The 17,127-nt window shown below is 59.2% G+C and carries 13 protein-coding genes; all 13 read left to right on the plus strand.

Annotated elements, in window-relative coordinates; translation table 11 throughout:
- Window positions 1–30 precede the first annotated feature (30 nt).
- The 13 genes from hutH to SB725_RS11030 all read left to right on the plus strand — a co-directional run bounded on the left by hutH (window position 31) and on the right by SB725_RS11030 (window position 17,102).
- The gene (hutH, locus tag SB725_RS10970) at window positions 31–1,563 is read left to right on the plus strand and encodes a histidine ammonia-lyase (RefSeq protein ID WP_027922137.1); all 1,533 of its coding nucleotides are present in this window, start codon (window positions 31–33) and stop codon (window positions 1,561–1,563) included.
- A 120-nt stretch (window positions 1,564–1,683) separates the two neighbouring features.
- Window positions 1,684–3,093, plus strand: coding sequence for an amino acid permease (locus SB725_RS10975; RefSeq protein WP_059181783.1), 1,410 nt, complete (start codon window positions 1,684–1,686; stop codon window positions 3,091–3,093).
- A 17-nt stretch (window positions 3,094–3,110) separates the two neighbouring features.
- Window positions 3,111–4,316: an imidazolonepropionase gene (hutI, locus tag SB725_RS10980; RefSeq protein ID WP_027922135.1), complete on the plus strand. Its 1,206-nt coding sequence runs from the start codon at window positions 3,111–3,113 to the stop codon at window positions 4,314–4,316.
- 10 nt (window positions 4,317–4,326) lie between these two features.
- Entirely contained in the window at window positions 4,327–5,130 is an 804-nt protein-coding gene (gene hutG / locus SB725_RS10985) for an N-formylglutamate deformylase (RefSeq protein ID WP_410921755.1), read from the plus strand.
- 951 nt (window positions 5,131–6,081) lie between these two features.
- On the plus strand, window positions 6,082–7,029 hold the full coding sequence (locus SB725_RS10990) for a choline ABC transporter substrate-binding protein (protein ID WP_410921756.1): 948 nt from the start codon (window positions 6,082–6,084) through the stop codon (window positions 7,027–7,029).
- A gap of 74 nt (window positions 7,030–7,103) precedes the next feature.
- Window positions 7,104–8,021 carry an alpha/beta hydrolase gene (locus SB725_RS10995; RefSeq protein WP_410921757.1) on the plus strand — a complete coding sequence of 306 codons (918 nt, stop codon included), beginning with the start codon at window positions 7,104–7,106 and terminating at the stop codon, window positions 8,019–8,021.
- 105 nt (window positions 8,022–8,126) lie between these two features.
- Window positions 8,127–9,098, plus strand: a complete 972-nt coding sequence (pip, locus tag SB725_RS11000; protein ID WP_027922130.1) for a prolyl aminopeptidase — start codon at window positions 8,127–8,129, stop codon at window positions 9,096–9,098.
- Window positions 9,095–9,532 carry a D-aminoacyl-tRNA deacylase gene (gene dtd / locus SB725_RS11005; RefSeq protein ID WP_059181779.1) on the plus strand — a complete coding sequence of 146 codons (438 nt, stop codon included), beginning with the start codon at window positions 9,095–9,097 and terminating at the stop codon, window positions 9,530–9,532. Before pip ends, dtd begins: the two co-directional genes overlap by 4 nt.
- A 321-nt stretch (window positions 9,533–9,853) precedes the next feature.
- Entirely contained in the window at window positions 9,854–11,668 is a 1,815-nt protein-coding gene (locus SB725_RS11010; protein WP_027922128.1) for a glucan biosynthesis protein G, read from the plus strand.
- A complete protein-coding gene (gene mdoH, locus SB725_RS11015) occupies window positions 11,661–14,231 on the plus strand; it encodes a glucans biosynthesis glucosyltransferase MdoH (RefSeq protein ID WP_410921758.1) in 2,571 nt (856 codons plus the stop codon). Before SB725_RS11010 ends, mdoH begins: the two co-directional genes overlap by 8 nt.
- A 211-nt stretch (window positions 14,232–14,442) precedes the next feature.
- The gene (locus SB725_RS11020) at window positions 14,443–15,240 is read left to right on the plus strand and encodes a transporter substrate-binding domain-containing protein (protein ID WP_310266586.1); all 798 of its coding nucleotides are present in this window, start codon (window positions 14,443–14,445) and stop codon (window positions 15,238–15,240) included.
- Between the two features lie 175 nt (window positions 15,241–15,415).
- Entirely contained in the window at window positions 15,416–16,375 is a 960-nt protein-coding gene (locus SB725_RS11025) for an amino acid ABC transporter permease (RefSeq protein ID WP_059183039.1), read from the plus strand.
- A complete protein-coding gene (locus SB725_RS11030; protein ID WP_410921759.1) occupies window positions 16,368–17,102 on the plus strand; it encodes an amino acid ABC transporter ATP-binding protein in 735 nt (244 codons plus the stop codon). The genes SB725_RS11025 and SB725_RS11030 overlap by 8 nt, the downstream gene beginning before the upstream one ends.
- The last annotated feature ends 25 nt before the right edge of the window (window positions 17,103–17,127 follow it).

Below are 17,127 nucleotides of genomic sequence, written 5' to 3' on the forward strand. Positions count from 1 at the left end.
GTTAATAAAAACTCTCAAAAGGAGAATGATGTGACTGCGCTTAATTTGATTCCCGGCCAACTGAGCCTTGCCCAACTGCGTGATGTTTATCAGCAACCGGTCAAAATCACCCTCGACAACAGCGCCTCGGCCCAGATCGAAGCCAGCGTGGCCTGCGTGGAACAGATCCTCGCCGAGAACCGCACCGCTTATGGCATCAACACCGGTTTCGGCCTGCTGGCCTCGACCCGTATCGCCAGCGAAGACCTGGAAAACCTCCAGCGCTCGCTCGTTTTGTCCCACGCCGCCGGTGTCGGCGAGCCGATCAGCGACGCGCTGGTACGCCTGGTCATGGTGCTCAAGGTCAACAGCCTGAGCCGTGGTTTTTCCGGGATTCGTCGCGTGGTCATCGACGCGCTGATCGCCCTGATCAACGCCGAGGTTTACCCGCACATTCCATTGAAAGGTTCGGTCGGTGCTTCCGGCGATTTGGCGCCTCTGGCGCACATGTCGCTGGTGCTGCTGGGCGAAGGCAAGGCGCGCTACAAGGGCGAATGGATGGAAGCCACCGAAGCGCTGAAAATCGCTGGTCTGACCCCGCTGACCCTGGCCGCAAAAGAAGGCCTGGCGCTGCTGAACGGCACTCAGGTATCGACTGCTTACGCCTTGCGCGGTCTGTTCGAGGGTGAAGACCTGTTCGCTGGCGCTGTCGCGCTGGGCGCGCTGACCGTTGAAGCGGTATTGGGCTCGCGCTCGCCGTTCGACGCACGCATCCACGCTGCCCGTGGCCAGAAAGGCCAGATCGACGCCGCTGCCGCTTACCGTGATCTGCTGGGCGAGCGCAGCGAAGTGTCCGACTCGCATGAAAATTGCGAAAAGGTCCAGGACCCGTACTCCCTGCGCTGCCAGCCACAAGTCATGGGCGCCTGCCTGACCCAGTTCCGTCAGGCTGCCGAAGTGTTGGCGATCGAAGCCAACGCCGTGTCGGATAACCCGCTGGTATTCGCTGCTGAAGGTGATGTGATTTCCGGCGGTAACTTCCACGCCGAACCGGTGGCCATGGCCGCCGACAACATGGCGTTGGCCATCGCTGAAATCGGTTCCCTGAGCGAACGTCGTATCTCGCTGATGATGGACAAACACATGTCGCAACTGCCCCCGTTCCTGGTGGCTAACGGTGGCGTGAACTCCGGGTTCATGATCGCTCAGGTGACGGCGGCGGCACTGGCCAGTGAGAACAAGGCCTTGGCGCATCCGCATTCGGTGGACAGCCTGCCGACTTCGGCGAACCAGGAAGACCACGTGTCCATGGCTCCGGCGGCAGGCAAGCGTCTGTGGGAAATGGCTGAAAACACCCGTGGCGTGCTGGCGGTGGAATGGCTGGCGGCGGCTCAGGGCCTGGACTTGCGCAATGGTTTGAAGACTTCGGCGAAACTGGAAAAGGCGCGTGCCATCTTGCGTAAAGAAGTGCCGTTCTATGAGAAGGATCGCTTCTTTGCACCGGACATCAATGCCGCGACCGAGTTGTTGGCAACGCGTTGCCTGAACGAGCTGTTGTCGGTGAAGTTGCTGCCTAGCCTGTAATGGCCTCTTCGCGAGCAAGCCCGCTCCCACAGTGGATCTCCAGTGTTCACACAACCCCTGTGGGAGCGAGCCTGCTCGCGATACGATTTTGAGTCGAATAAGAATAATTAAGGACGAGAAATGCAACAGCCAGCAAAAGGTTTGAAACGCGGGCTCTCTGCCCGACATATTCGCTTCATGGCACTGGGGTCGGCGATCGGCACCGGGCTGTTTTACGGTTCTGCCTCGGCCATTCAAATGGCCGGGCCTGCGGTACTGCTCGCATACCTGATTGGTGGCGCGGCGGTGTTCATGGTCATGCGCGCCCTCGGCGAGATGGCGGTGCACAATCCGGTGGCCGGCTCTTTTGGCCACTACGCCAGCACCTATCTGGGGCCGATGGCGGGCTTCATCCTCGGTTGGACCTACGCGTTTGAAATGGTCATCGTCGGCATGGCCGACGTCACCGCGTTCGGTATTTACATGGGCTTCTGGTTTCCGGAAGTCGCCCGCTGGATCTGGGTGCTGGGCATCGTTTCGGTGGTCGGCGGCTTGAACCTGTGCAACGTCAAAGTCTTCGGTGAAATGGAGTTCTGGCTGTCGCTGCTCAAAGTGGCAGCTATCGTTGCGATGATCCTTGGCGGCTTTGGCATCATGCTGTTCGGCATCAGCACGGCACCCGGTGCTCAGGCGACCGACATCAGCAATCTCTGGAGCCATGGCGGATTCATGCCCAATGGCGTGGGCGGCCTGATCGCTTCGTTTGCGGTGGTGATGTTTGCGTTTGGCGGCATCGAAATCATCGGTGTGACGGCCGGCGAAGCCAAAGACCCGCAGCACGTGCTGCCCCGGGCGATCAATGCCGTACCGTTGCGTATCCTGCTGTTTTACGTGCTGACGATGTTCGTACTGATGTCGATTTTTCCATGGCAGCAGATCGGCAGCCAGGGCAGCCCGTTCGTGCAGATTTTCGACAATCTGGGGATCAGCTCGGCGGCGACCATTCTCAATATCGTGGTGATCTCGGCGGCGGTGTCGGCGATCAACAGTGACATCTTCGGGGCGGGCCGCATGATGTACGGTCTGGCCCAGCAAGGGCACGCACCCAAAGGCTTTGCCCGCTTGTCGCGCAACGGTGTGCCATGGATGACCGTGGTGGTCATGAGTGCCGCGCTGCTGCTGGGCGTGCTGCTCAACTACCTGATTCCGGAAAACGTGTTTCTGTTGATCGCCTCCATTGCCACCTTCGCAACGGTCTGGGTCTGGTTGATGATTCTGTTCACCCAGGTGGCCATGCGTCGTTCCATGAGCCGCGAACAGGTCGCCGAACTGAAATTCCCGGTGCCGTTCTGGCCCTATGCGCCGATGGCAGCGATTGCCTTCATGCTGTTCATTTTCGGCGTGCTGGGCTATTTCCCGGACACCCAGGCGGCTCTGATCGTCGGCGTGGTCTGGATTGTATTGCTGGTGCTGGCCTACCTGACGTGGGTAAAACCGGCGGCAGGGAAGGCAGTACCGGTAGAGCGGGAACCTTCTTTTTCTCATCGATAACCTAACGGAGGCCACGGATGAAAACTCTCTGGCAACACTGCCACGTCGCAACCATGGCGCAAGGCGTCTACTCGATCATCGAGGATGCGGCCATCGTGACGTCAGGTGCGCACATTGAGTGGATCGGCCCACGCGCTGAACTGCCGTCGGGCGAGTACCCGGCAGTCAATGATCTTAAAGGGGCCTGGGTGACTCCGGGCCTGATCGACTGCCATACCCACACGGTGTTTGGCGGTAACCGCAGCGGTGAATTCGAACAGCGTCTGCAAGGCGTCAGCTACGCGGAAATCGCCGCGGCCGGTGGTGGCATCGCCAGCACCGTGCGCGCTACTCGTGCGGCGACCGAAGACGAACTGTTCGCCAGTGCCGCCAAGCGTCTGAAGAGCTTGATGCGCGACGGCGTGACCACCGTCGAGATGAAATCCGGCTACGGCCTCGACCTGGCCAGCGAACGCAAAATCCTTCGCGTGATCCGCCGTCTCGGCGCCGAACTGCCGGTGAGCGTGCGCAGCACCTGCCTGGCCGCTCACGCCTTGCCGCCGGAATACGCCGATCGCGCCGACGACTACATCGATCACATCTGCGCCGACATGCTCCCGGCCCTGGCCGCCGAAGGGCTGGTGGATGCCGTGGATGCCTTCTGCGAATACCTGGCGTTCTCGCCGGCGCAGGTCGAGCGCGTGTTCGTCACCGCACAGGAGCTCGGTTTGCCGGTGAAGCTGCACGCCGAACAACTGTCGTCGCTGCACGGTTCGAGTCTGGCGGCGCGTTATCACGCACTGTCGGCGGATCACCTGGAGTTCATGACCGAGGACGACGCCATCGCCATGGCCAAGTCCGGCACCGTCGCCGTGCTGCTGCCGGGCGCGTTCTACTTTCTGCGGGAAACCCAGTTGCCGCCCATGGAAGCCCTGCGCAAGCACGGGGTGAAAATCGCCATCGCCAGCGACCTCAACCCCGGCACCTCGCCGGCGCTGTCATTGCGCTTGATGCTGAACATGGCCTGCACTTGTTTCCGCATGACCCCGGAAGAAGCACTGGCCGGTGCAACGATTCATGCCGCCACCGCGCTGGGCATGGCCGACACCCACGGTTCGCTGGAAGCTGGCAAGGTCGCGGATTTTGTCGCCTGGCAAATCGATCGTCCGGCCGACCTGTCGTACTGGCTGGGCGGTGACCTGGAAAAACGCGTCGTGCGTCACGGCGTCGAGACAAGCGTTTAGGAGAGCAATTGTGGATAAGGTTCTGAACTTCAAACAAGGCCGCGTGCCGCTGCTGATCAGCATGCCCCACGCCGGCCTGCGCCTGACCCCGGCGGTCGAAGCCGGGTTGATCCCCGACGCCCGCAGCCTGCCGGACACCGACTGGCACATTCCGCAGCTTTACGCGTTTGCTGCAGAGTTGGGCGCGAGTACGTTGGCAGCCGAGTATTCGCGATTCGTGATCGACCTGAACCGGCCATCCGACGACAAGCCTTTGTATGTCGGCGCGACCACCGGTCTGTACCCGGCGACGCTGTTCGACGGCATTCCATTGTTCCGTGAAGGGCTGGAGCCGTCGAAAGAGGAGCGCGCGACCTATCTGGAGCAGATCTGGACGCCGTATCACACGACCTTGCAAAACGAGCTGGCGCGACTGAAAGCCGAGTTCGGCTATGCGTTGCTGTTCGACGCGCACTCGATCCGCTCGATCATCCCGCACCTGTTCGACGGCAAACTACCGGACTTCAATCTTGGCACCTTCAATGGCGCCAGTTGCGATCCGCAGTTGGCCACTCAGCTGGAAGCAATCTGCGCGCGTCACGGCGACTACAGCCATGTGCTGAACGGTCGTTTCAAGGGCGGCCACATCACCCGGCATTATGGCAACCCGGCCGAAAACATCCATGCGGTGCAACTGGAGTTGGGGCAGTGCACCTACATGGAAGAGTTCGAGCCGTTCCGCTATCGCCCGGATCTGGCTGCGCCAACGCAAGGGGTGCTCAAGGAGTTGCTGCAAGGTTTGTTGAGTTGGGGGGCTAAAAATTTCTTGAAGTAAAGTTGAGAGCGATTTTTGAAAATCGCTTCTTAATTTGGGATTGGCATTAAATTCTATGGTCGCCACTGTTTAATAGGTTGAAGTTACCATATATGTTTATATCTGTTTCGGGGCCAGGGTTATCGCAGTCCATTACCAGGAGGCGAAAAGTGCCTTTGATGCGTGTTCTTTCTTGATTCCACTCGTAACTTGCTATGCCTTCGGTGCCTGGGTAAGTTTCGGCTGTATCTATAACGTCGTCCTTGTCAGGTTTTTTGTCGACAATCTTGAACAGGTTGCCACTGTTTTTTATCGCGTTGGGCGGCTGGATTGCGGGAACCAGTGCTTCATTTGTTCCGCTGAGTTCCTCTCCGATATAGAGATGAATGGCGATAACCTCTTTGATGCCAGCTAAACCTGGTTTGGGGGGAAGTCCTTATAAATATCTTGGAAGGCCTGTACTCGCCAGCATTTATTTCCTAATGAATCAACGCTCTCTTTTATGCTGATCTTATTCGCCTTGAATGCGAAATTTCCAGATGCGAATTTTATGGTTGCATTGAATTCTTCATCGAGGCCTTGTGATGTAGACGGTGTGTCCATAATATTTTCTCCGGATTGAAGTATTATCTTTTGCTGGTGTATTGCTTTCTTGTTGATTTAATATTTTTCAATGTGGGTTGTCAGCTGGCACTTCTGACAGTTTTTTATATTGTTTGGTTATAGTGTGCTGTCTATTTACGTTGTCGTTGCTTTATTAGGCTACGGCATCCGCCTTTGAGACGCAGAGCATCCCTCGCTGCATTCCCACGCGCCCACGCGGAGCAAGGGAACGATCTCGCCAGACTGTCGCCACCGTGCAAATCTCGGTCGCCACAGTTCGCTTTTACCCTCTCGCTGCTGCGTAATGTGCTGAGCACGGTGCACGAAGACACCGGCCCTCACAATAATCTGCCGCACGAGACTCTCACGATGAAAAGACTGTTCACCCGCTGTCTCTCAATCCTCTGCGGCACGGCTCTTTTGAGCACCAGCGTCCTGGCCAGTGACGATGCTTCCTGCAAAGCCGTGCGCATGGGCGTGGTCAACTGGACCGACGTCATCGCCACCAGCGGCATGGCCGATGTGCTGCTCAATGGCCTGGGCTACGAAAGCAAGCAAACCAGCGCCGTGCAGCAAATCATCTTCGCCGGCATCCGCGACAAGCGGCTCGACATCTTCCTTGGTTACTGGAAACCGGCGATGGACAAAAACATCGCGCCGTTCGTGGCCGCCAATCAAGTGAAGGTCATGGACAAACCGAGCCTGGCCGATGCCCAGGCGACGCTCGCGGTGCCGGATTACGTGGCCGCCGCCGGACTGAAAACCTTCGCCGATATCGCAAAATTCAAGGACCAGCTCGGTGGCAAGATTTATGGCATCGAGCCGGGTAGCGGCGCCAACACCACAATCAAAACCATGATCGAGACCAATCACTTTGGCTTGAAGGATTTCAAACTGATCGAGTCCGGTGAGGCCGGCATGCTTGCCGCCGTGCAACGCGCGGTGAATCGCAAGGAATTCGTGGTGTTCGTCGGCTGGACGCCGCACCCGATGAACATCAACATGAAGATGGCCTACCTGACGGGCAGTGAAGACGTGTATGGGCCGAACGAAGGCGCGGCCACCGTTTCCACCGTCACCGCGCCGGATTACGCCCAGCGTTGCCCGAACGTCAATCGTCTGCTGGAAAACCTGACGTTTACCGCGTCCCAGGAAAGCCAGTTGATGGTGCCGATCATGGAACGCAAGACGCCGCAGGACGTGGCCAGGCAATGGTTGCGCGATCACCCGGAAGATTTGCAGCGCTGGCTGGCGGGCGTGTCCAGTTTTGATGGCAAGGACGGCCTCGCAACCGTACAGGCCAGTTTGAAAAACTGACCCATCGGTAATGACGAGTGCCCCCTCGCCACAAAGGCCCTGTTCACGAAATTCTGACGGACTGACACTGGCACATGACTCCCTACCTGCTTTCCGAACAGATGACGGCCTTCGTCGAGAAAACCGTCAGCTTCAACAGCACCGACACCAGCCTCGCCGGTTTGCGCCTGGCCTACAGCGAGATGTGCCAGGCGTTTACCCCGCCGCGTCCTGAAGGGCTCTATGTCGTCGATTTCGATTTGGCCGGTGTGGCCGTCAGGTCGTATCAGCCACACGCCTCGCCATCGTCCGATACGTGCCCGTGCATCGTGTATCTGCACGGTGGCGGATGGGTGGTCGGCGATCTGGATTCCCACGACTTCATCTGCGCCGAGTTCGCCTCGACACTCGGCGTGTTGGTGATTGCCGTTGATTACCGTCTGGCGCCCGAACATCCATATCCGGCGGGATTCGATGACTGTCTCAAGGTCTGGCGCGCGTTGCGTGCCGGGCCGTTCCGACTGGATCCAGCGCGGACGCTGGTGATGGGGGACAGTGCTGGCGGCAATCTGGCCGCGGCGTTGTGCCTGGCGTTACGCGATGCCCACGAACCACTGCCCGCTGCGCAGGTCCTGATCTATCCGGGCCTGGGCGGCGATCAGCAGTCGTCATCGCGCAGCGAATGCATCGACGCGCCGTTACTCAGCAGCAGCGATGTCGATTGCTATCACGCCTTGTACTTGCGCGGCAGCCGACAGCCGGGCGCTTATGCCATGCCATTGCTCGCCGGGCATTTCGGTGGACTGCCGCCGGCCTTGATTGCCGTCGCGCAATTCGATCCTCTGCGCGATGACGGTGTGGTCTACGCCGAACAACTGGAAGCCGCTGGCGTGGACACTACGTTGTACTATGGCGAAGGGCTGGTTCACGGCTGTTTGCGCGCGCGCGGCCAGGTCGCCGAGGTGGACGAACTCTATGAAACGCTGCTCGGGTTTTTGGCTGACAGACTCTGACGCAGCAAGGGGCATGCTCATTGACGTAATTCGGGTTTATGATGCCGGACGGCAGAATAATAGAAGTCCCCCCAGGGATGACCTCGACCCCTTACGGAGCGCGCAATGCAGACTTTGTACCCACAGATCAAACCCCACGCCCGGCACGATCTGGCCGTCGATGACACCCATACGCTCTACGTCGACGAAAGCGGTTCACCGGAAGGTTTGCCGGTGGTGTTCATCCACGGCGGCCCCGGCGCCGGGTGTGATGCCCAGAGCCGTCGGTATTTCGATCCAAACCTGTATCGCATTGTCACCTTTGACCAGCGTGGTTGCGGTCGCTCCACCCCCCACGCCAGCCTCGAAAACAACACCACCTGGGATCTGGTCGCCGACCTTGAGCGAATTCGCAAGCATCTGGGCATCGACAAATGGGTGCTGTTTGGCGGCTCCTGGGGTTCAACCCTGGCGCTGGCCTACGCGCAAACCCACCCGGAGCGTGTCCACGGCCTGATCCTGCGCGGGATCTTTCTCTGCCGTCCGCAGGAAATCGAGTGGTTCTACCAGGCAGGCGCCAGCCGTCTGTTCCCCGATTACTGGCAGGATTACATTGCGCCGATCCCGCTGGACGAGCGCGACGACTTGCTCAGCGCTTTCCACAAGCGCCTGATCGGCAACGACCAGATTGCCCAGATGCATGCGGCCAAGGCCTGGTCCACGTGGGAAGGCCGGACCGCAACGTTGCGTCCGAATCCGCTGGTGGTCGATCGCTTCTCGGAACCTCAGCGCGCGTTGTCGATTGCACGCATCGAATGTCACTACTTCACCAACAACGCCTTCCTTGAGCCCAACCAGCTCATCCGTGACATGGGCAAGATTGCCCATTTGCCCGGTGTAATTATCCACGGTCGCTACGATGTGATTTGCCCGCTGGATAACGCCTGGGAATTGCACCAGAACTGGCCGAACAGTGAGCTGCAGATCATCCGTGACGCCGGCCATGCAGCGGCCGAACCGGGCATCACCGATGCGTTGGTACGGGCCGCCGGCCAGATGGCGCGCCGCTTGCTCGATCTGCCGCCCGAAGAAGCATGAAGGGGTTGTTGCAACGCGTACGGGGTGCGCGAGTCGAGGTCGCGGGGGAAGTGGTGGGGGCGATCGACCAAGGGTTGCTAGTACTGGTCGCCGTCGAGCCCGAGGATACTCGGGCCAGCGCCGACAAACTTCTCAATAAGCTGCTTAACTATCGGGTATTCAGCGACGCTGAGGGCAAGATGAATCTGTCCCTGGCGGATGTCGGTGGCGGGTTGCTGCTGGTCTCACAGTTCACCCTGGCTGCTGACACTAAAAGCGGGCTGCGTCCGAGTTTTTCGACCGCGGCCCCTCCTGCGTTGGGTGAGGAGCTTTTCGACTATCTATTAGGCAAAGCGAAACAGGTGCATGGCACTGTGGCATCAGGTAGATTCGGCGCGGATATGCAGGTGCACCTGGTCAACGATGGCCCGGTAACCTTCCTGTTACAGACCTGAAAGCGCTTGAAACAACTTTTTAAGAGCTTTTCGACTGTAAACAGGCGTTTTTCGCGAGAAATACTTTGTTGCGCCTGATGCGTTGTAACGCGGCCTACTAGATAATCGCGCGCTACGGGGATCGGCGTTCGTTGGTCCATTTTGACTTAGGTAGAGACTTGTCCTGAACCGTTTGGGGAATCATTTAGCCCCATCGGAGTCGGAACAATGCTCGCCAACTTGGCAAGAGTGGTTTGCAAGGTCGGTTTTTTCATGCCGTTGACCGTGCGAACCCTTCAACTGGCCGTTGGTTTTTTGATCTGTTTTCGGCGAGGGTTGCTCGTGATTGTTAGTCCCTGTAATGCACCAAAATTGACTGCCAAACGGTTCCGAAGCGCTCTGGTAGCGGGCTCTGCACTGCTCTGCCTATTCAGCGCCGGCCAGCTTTGGGCATTCAGTCTGGAGGATGTGTCGGTCAAGGCAAAAGAGCTGGCCGCGCAAAAATACGAAGCTCCGCGCAGTAACCTGCCAACCGAGTTCCGCGAGATGAAATTCGCGGACTATCAGAAAATTCGTTTCCTGACCGAGAAGGCCGAGTGGGCGGATCAGAAAACCCCGTTCAAGCTGTCGTTCTATCACCAGGGTATGCATTTCGATACACCGGTGAAAATCAACGAAATCACGGCTAATTCCGTCGAAGAAATCAAATATGACCCGAGTCGTTTCGATTTCGGCGACGTGAAGTTCGATCCTAAGGCCACCGAACAACTGGGTTATGCCGGTTTCCGGGTGCTGTACCCGATCAACAAGGCTGACAAGCAAGACGAAATCATGACCATGCTCGGCGCCAGCTACTTCCGCGTCGTCGGCAAGGGCCACGTTTATGGTTTGTCTGCCCGGGGTATGGCGATTGATACCGCATTGCCATCCGGCGAAGAATTCCCGCGTTTCACCGAGTTCTGGATTCAACAGCCGAAGCCGGGTGACAAGCACCTGGTGATTTTCGCGTTGCTGGATTCGCCGCGTGCGACAGGTGCCTATCGCCTGACCCTGCGTCCGGGCAGCGACACCATTGTCGACGTCAAGGCGCAGATGTTCCTGCGCGACAAGGTCGGCAAGCTGGGTATTGCTCCATTGACCAGCATGTACCTGTTCGGCGCCAACCAGCCTTCGAAAGTGCTGAACTACCGTCGTGAGCTGCACGATTCCAGCGGCCTGGCGATCCATGCCGGCAACGGCGAATGGATCTGGCGTCCGTTGAACAACCCGAAACACCTGTCGGTGAGCAACTTCTCGGTCGAGAACCCGCGTGGTTTCGGTCTGCTGCAACGTGGCCGCGATTTCAGCCACTATGAAGACCTCGACGATCGCTACGACAAGCGCCCAAGCGCCTGGATCGAGCCGAAGGGTGACTGGGGCAAGGGTACCGTGGATCTGGTCGAGATTCCGACCGCCGATGAAACCAACGATAATATCGTGGCTTTCTGGAACCCGGAAAAACTGCCAGAGCCTGGCCAGCCGCTCGATGTTGCCTATCGCATGCACTGGACCATGGACGAAGCTTCCATCCACGCGCCTGACAGTGCCTGGGTCAAACAGACCCTGCGCTCCACCGGTGACGTTAAACAGTCCAACCTGATCCGTCAGCCGGACGGTAGCGTTGCTTATCTGGTGGACTTCGAAGGCCCGTCCCTGGCGGCATTGCCACCGGATGCGGACGTTCGCAGCCAGGTCAGCGTGGGCGACAACGCTGAACTGGTCGAGAACAGCGTGCGTTACAACCCTGAAACCAAGGGCTGGCGCCTGACGCTGCGCATGAAGATCAAGGATGCGAGCAAAGCCACCGAAATGCGCGCGGCCCTGGTTCAGAACATCGTGCCGGCAGACCTGGCCAAGACGTCGGTTCCAGCCTCGAATTCGTCTGTCGCCAAAGCCGACAAGGTTGCCGCAAAGCAACAGGAAAAAGCCGACAAGGAAGCCAAGCAAGCAGAGGCCAAGCAGGCCGATGCCAAGCCGGTTGCAGATGCCAAGGACAAGGCTAATAAAGACGCCAAGCAGCCAGTCGCTGCCGACGCGGCCCCAGCCACACCGGAATCGGCATCGACTGAAGAAGTCCTGACCGAGACCTGGAGCTATCAGTTGTCTGCCGATGAGTAATTCTCAAATACAGCCAGAGACGCTCGCCGAGTATCTGGCGCATCTACCGATGACCGACGAGCAGCGCGCGGAACTCGCGGGCTGCTCGTCCTTCAGCGAATTGCACCAGCGTCTGTCGTCGCAGACGTTCGACGCACCGACCGAGGCTGCCCAAGCCTCGGTGGGCCGTCGTTTGACCTTGAACACGGCTGAAGAACTGGAAGAAGCGGAAATGCTGGCGGTCGACGCCAGCGGTCGGGTTTGCCTCAAAGCGACCCCGCCGATCCGTCGGACCAAAGTCGTGCCGGAGCCGTGGCGCACCAACATTCTGGTACGTGGCTGGCGCCGCCTGACCGGTCGCACCAATCCGCCGGCTCCGCCGAAAGATGAACGTGTGCTGCCGGCCGCTCGCTGGCGCACTGTGGGTTCGATCCGTCGCTACATTCTGCTGGTATTGATGCTCGGCCAGACCATCGTCGCCGGCTGGTACATGAAAGGCATCATGCCGTACCAGGGCTGGTCGTTCGTCGACCTCAACGAAGTGCTGCATCAATCGCTGCTGCAAACCGCCACACAAGTGCTGCCATACGCATTACAAACCAGCATCCTGATCCTGTTCGGGATTCTGTTCTGCTGGGTGTCGGCCGGTTTCTGGACCGCGCTGATGGGCTTCCTCGAGTTGCTCACCGGGCACGATAAATACCGCATCTCCGGTAAAAGTGCCGGTAATGAGCCGATTCCAAAGGACGCGCGCACCGCATTGGTGATGCCGATCTGCAACGAAGACGTGCCGCGTGTATTTGCCGGTCTGCGGGCGACGTTTGAATCGGTAGCGGCCACGGGTGACCTGGATCGCTTCGACTTCTTCGTCCTCAGCGACAGTAACGACGCCGACATCTGCGTTGCCGAGCAGCAAGCCTGGCTGGACGTCTGCCGCGAAGCCGGTGGCTTCGGCAAGATCTTCTATCGCCGCCGTCGCCGTCGCGTGAAACGTAAAAGCGGCAACCTCGACGACTTCTGCCGTCGTTGGGGCGGTGACTACAAGTACATGGTCGTGCTCGACGCGGACTCCGTGATGAGCGGTGAATGCCTGACCAGCCTGGTGCGCTTGATGGAAGCCACACCGGACGCCGGGATCATCCAGACCGCGCCGCGTGCGTCGGGCATGGACACCTTGTATGCACGGATGCAGCAGTTTGCGACTCGCGTGTACGGTCCGTTGTTTACCGCCGGTCTGCACTTCTGGCAGTTGGGTGAATCCCACTACTGGGGCCACAACGCGATTATCCGCATGAAGCCGTTCATCGAGCACTGCGCCCTGGCGCCATTGCCGGGTAAAGGCGCATTCGCCGGTGCGATCCTGTCCCACGACTTCGTTGAAGCCGCGCTGATGCGCCGTGCTGGCTGGGGCGTGTGGATTGCCTACGATTTGCCGGGCAGCTACGAAGAACTGCCGCCGAACCTGCTGGACGAACTCAAGCGTGACCGTCGCTGGTGCCACGGTAACCTGATGAACTTCCGCCTGTTCCTGGTCAAGGGCATGCACCCGGTTCACCGGGCGGTGTTCCTGACCGGCGTGATGTCTTACCTGTCGGCGCCGTTGTGGTTCTTCTTCCTCGTGCTGTCGACGGCGCTGCTGGCGGTCAACACGCTGATGGAACCGCAATACTTCATGGAGCCGCGACAGCTGTATCCGCTGTGGCCGCAATGGCACCCGGACAAGGCTGTGGCGCTGTTCTCCACGACCATCGTGCTGCTGTTCCTGCCGAAGCTGTTGAGCATCCTCCTGATCTGGGCCAAAGGTGCGAAAGAGTTCGGTGGCAAGTTCAAGGTGACGATGTCGATGCTGCTGGAGGTATTGTTCTCCATGCTGCTGGCGCCGGTGCGGATGATTTTCCACACCCGTTTCGTACTGGCCGCGTTCCTCGGCTGGGCCGCGACCTGGAACTCGCCACAACGTGACGACGATTCCACGCCATGGAGCGAAGCGGTCAAGCGCCACGGTCCGCAGACCTTGCTGGGCTTCTTCTGGGCCTTGCTGGTGATCTGGCTGAACCCGAGCTTCCTGTGGTGGCTGGTGCCGATTGTCGGTTCGTTGATGCTGTCGATTCCGGTGTCGGTGATTTCCAGCCGTGTCGGTCTGGGCTTGAAGTCCCGTGACGAAAGCCTGTTCCTGATCCCTGAGGAATACAATCCGCCGCAGGCGCTGCTGGCCACCGACCAGTACACCCACGAAAACCGTTATCACGCACTGAACGACGGCTTCATCCGGGCGGTGGTCGATCCGCAGCAGAACGCCCTGGCGTGCTCGCTGGCGACTTCTCGTCACGGTCAGGCCGAGCCAATCGAGTGGCTGCGTGTCGAACGGGTTCGTCACGCCTTGAAGGTCGGGCCTGATGGCCTGAACAACAATGAGCGTGTGCAATTGCTGAGTGACCCGGTGGCATTGGGTCGTCTGCATGAGCAGGTCTGGAGTGAAGGTCACCCCGAATGGCTGCAAGCCTGGCGTCAATCGGTGAAAGCCGATCCCCACGCGCCGTTGCTGCCGCTCAAACCGCTGAGCGCACAGCCTCAGTTGGCGTAATAGAAAACCCCGCTCATCCAGCGGGGTTTTTTTTTGCCTGATCGGCGTCAGCCAACAAATCCTGTTTCAGCCCTTGTGCAAACGGGCGAGTAGTTTAGGATCCGTCCCCGAATTGGTGCGCCCGGATAATTTTTGTCCGTATGGGGGCGTTTCCTGAGGGAAGCCGCCGTTTTTGCGCGCCTCACACCGCAATGGTTTTGGGGACATGATGATGAAGAAGTATCTCTCGATGCTGCTGGTCGGCGTCACGGCATTGGTTGCAGTCAGCGCGGCGCAGGCCGGTGCCATCGATGACGCGGTCAAGCGCGGCACGCTGAAAGTCGGCATGGACCCGACCTACATGCCGTTCGAGATGACCAACAAGCGCGGCGAGATCATCGGTTTCGAAGTCGACATCCTCAAAGCCATGTCCAAAGCCATGGGCGTCAAGCTGGAGCTGGTGTCCACCGGCTACGACGGCATCATCCCGGCCCTGATGACCGACAAGTTCGACATGATCGGCAGCGGGATGACCCTGACCCAGGAACGCAACCTGCGCCTGAACTTCAGCGAACCGTTTATCGTCGTCGGTCAGACCCTGCTGATCCGCAAAGAGCTGGAAGGCACCATCAAGTCCTATAAGGACTTGAACACCGCCGACTACCGCATCACCTCCAAGCTCGGCACCACCGGCGAGATGGTCGCCAAGAAGCTGATCTCCAAAGCCAAGTACCACGGCTATGACAATGAACAGGAAGCGGTGCTGGACGTGGTCAATGGCAAGGCTGATGCCTTCATCTACGACGCGCCGTACAACGTGGTGGCGGTGAACAAGGTTGGCGCCGGCAAACTGGTGTTCCTCGACAAGCCGTTCACGTACGAGCCGCTGGCCTTCGGCCTGAAGAAGGGTGACTACGACAGCATCAACTTCATCAACAACTTCCTGCACCAGATCCACGAAGACGGCACCTACGATCGCATCCATGACAAGTGGTTCAAAGACACCGCTTGGCTCAAGGACATGGAGTAACGCTGACAAGCGGCGTTCGGTCAGTTAGACCGCGCCGCCCCAATCGCGGGCAAGCCCGCTCCCACAGTGATCTGGGTGAACACAAATTTTGTGTCCGGCGCAGAACCTTGTGGGAGCAGGCTTGCCCGCGATGACGGCCTTCCCGGCGACACAAAATTCGGAAGCTTCAAAGCAAATGAAACAAAAAAAATCCCAATGGCCCTGGCACGTTTTAACCGTGCTGGTGCTGATCGGCCTGGCCGGCGCGTTGTATTACGCCACCTCGCTGATGTCCTACGAATGGCGCTGGAACCGAGTGCCGCAATACTTCGCCTACCACGCCGAAGAATCCCAGCGCGCCGCCGACATCTCCACCGTCAGCGAACTGGTGCGCACGGGCGATAAAGCCGAAGTCACCCTGCGCAACGACGCGGGTGATGAGCAGCGCGTGACCGTCGACGACAACAGCCTGCAAGTCGCCCAAGGCGATGATGTGGCCGAAGGCGATGTGATCGGCGTGACACGCCATTGGGCCGCCGGTCCACTGCTTTGGGGACTGTGGACCACGTTGTGGTTGTCCGTGGTGTCTGGCGTACTCGGTCTGTTGATCGGTCTCGTCACCGGTTTGTGCCGGCTGTCGAGCAACCCGACCCTGCGCGACCTTTCGACCATTTACGTCGAACTGGTCCGTGGCACACCGCTGCTGGTACAGATCTTCATTTTCTATTTCTTCATCGGCACCGTGATGAACCTGTCCCGGGAATTCGCCGGGATCGCGGCGTTGTCGCTGTTCACGGGCGCCTACGTCGCGGAAATCATCCGTTCCGGCGTGCAGTCCATCGCCCGCGGCCAGAACGAAGCCGCGCGTTCGTTGGGGCTGAGCGCTGGCCAGTCGATGCGCCACGTGGTGATGCCTCAAGCCTTGAAGCGGGTATTGCCGCCCCTGGCCGGGCAATTCATCAGCCTGGTCAAGGACACGTCGCTGGTTTCGGTCATCGCAATTACCGAACTGTTGAAAAGCGGTCGTGAAGTCATCACCACCTCGTTCTCGCCATTCGAAATCCTGTTCTGCGTGGCCGGGTTGTACCTGTTGATCAACCTGCCGCTGTCGAAAATCGCCAGCCGGCTTGAGCGGAGGCTCGCGCAAAGTGATTGAAGTTCGCGATCTGGTAAAAGTCTTCGATACCCGCGGCCAGGTGGTTCGCGCGGTGGATGACGTCACCACGCACGTGGCCAAGGGTGAAGTGCTGGTGGTGATCGGCCCGTCCGGCTCCGGCAAATCGACCTTCCTGCGCTGCCTTAATGGCCTGGAAGCATTCGACTCGGGTTCGGTGAGCATTGATGGTCTGCAACTGGCCGACCCGAAAACCGACGTCAACGCCTACCGGCGCGAGGTCGGCATGGTGTTTCAGCACTTCAACCTGTTCCCGCATATGACCGTGCTGGAAAACCTCTGCCTGGCGCAGAAAGTCGTGCGCAAACGCGGCAAGAAAGAGCGCGAGGCCAAGGCCCTGGCGTTGCTGGAAAAGGTCGGCATTGCACAGAAAGCCCACGAGTTTCCGTCGCGTCTGTCCGGCGGCCAGCAACAGCGCGTGGCGATTGCCCGGGCGTTGGCCATGGAGCCGAAGGTCATGTTGTTCGATGAGCCGACCTCGGCGCTGGACCCGGAAATGGTCGGCGAAGTGCTGGACGTGATGAAAACCCTGGCCGTGGAAGGCATGACCATGGTTTGCGTCACCCATGAAATGGGCTTTGCGCGGGAAGTGGCGGATCGGGTGTTGTTCTTCGATCACGGCAAATTGCTGGAAGATGCGTCACCGGCGGAGTTCTTTGATGCGCCGAAGGATCCGCGGGCGCAGGCGTTTTTGCGTCAGGTTCTCTAGTCGACCGTTCCCACGCTCTGCGTGG

This window comes from Pseudomonas sp. SIMBA_041, assembly GCF_046535095.1.
GTDB lineage: Bacteria > Pseudomonadota > Gammaproteobacteria > Pseudomonadales > Pseudomonadaceae > Aquipseudomonas > Aquipseudomonas mucoides.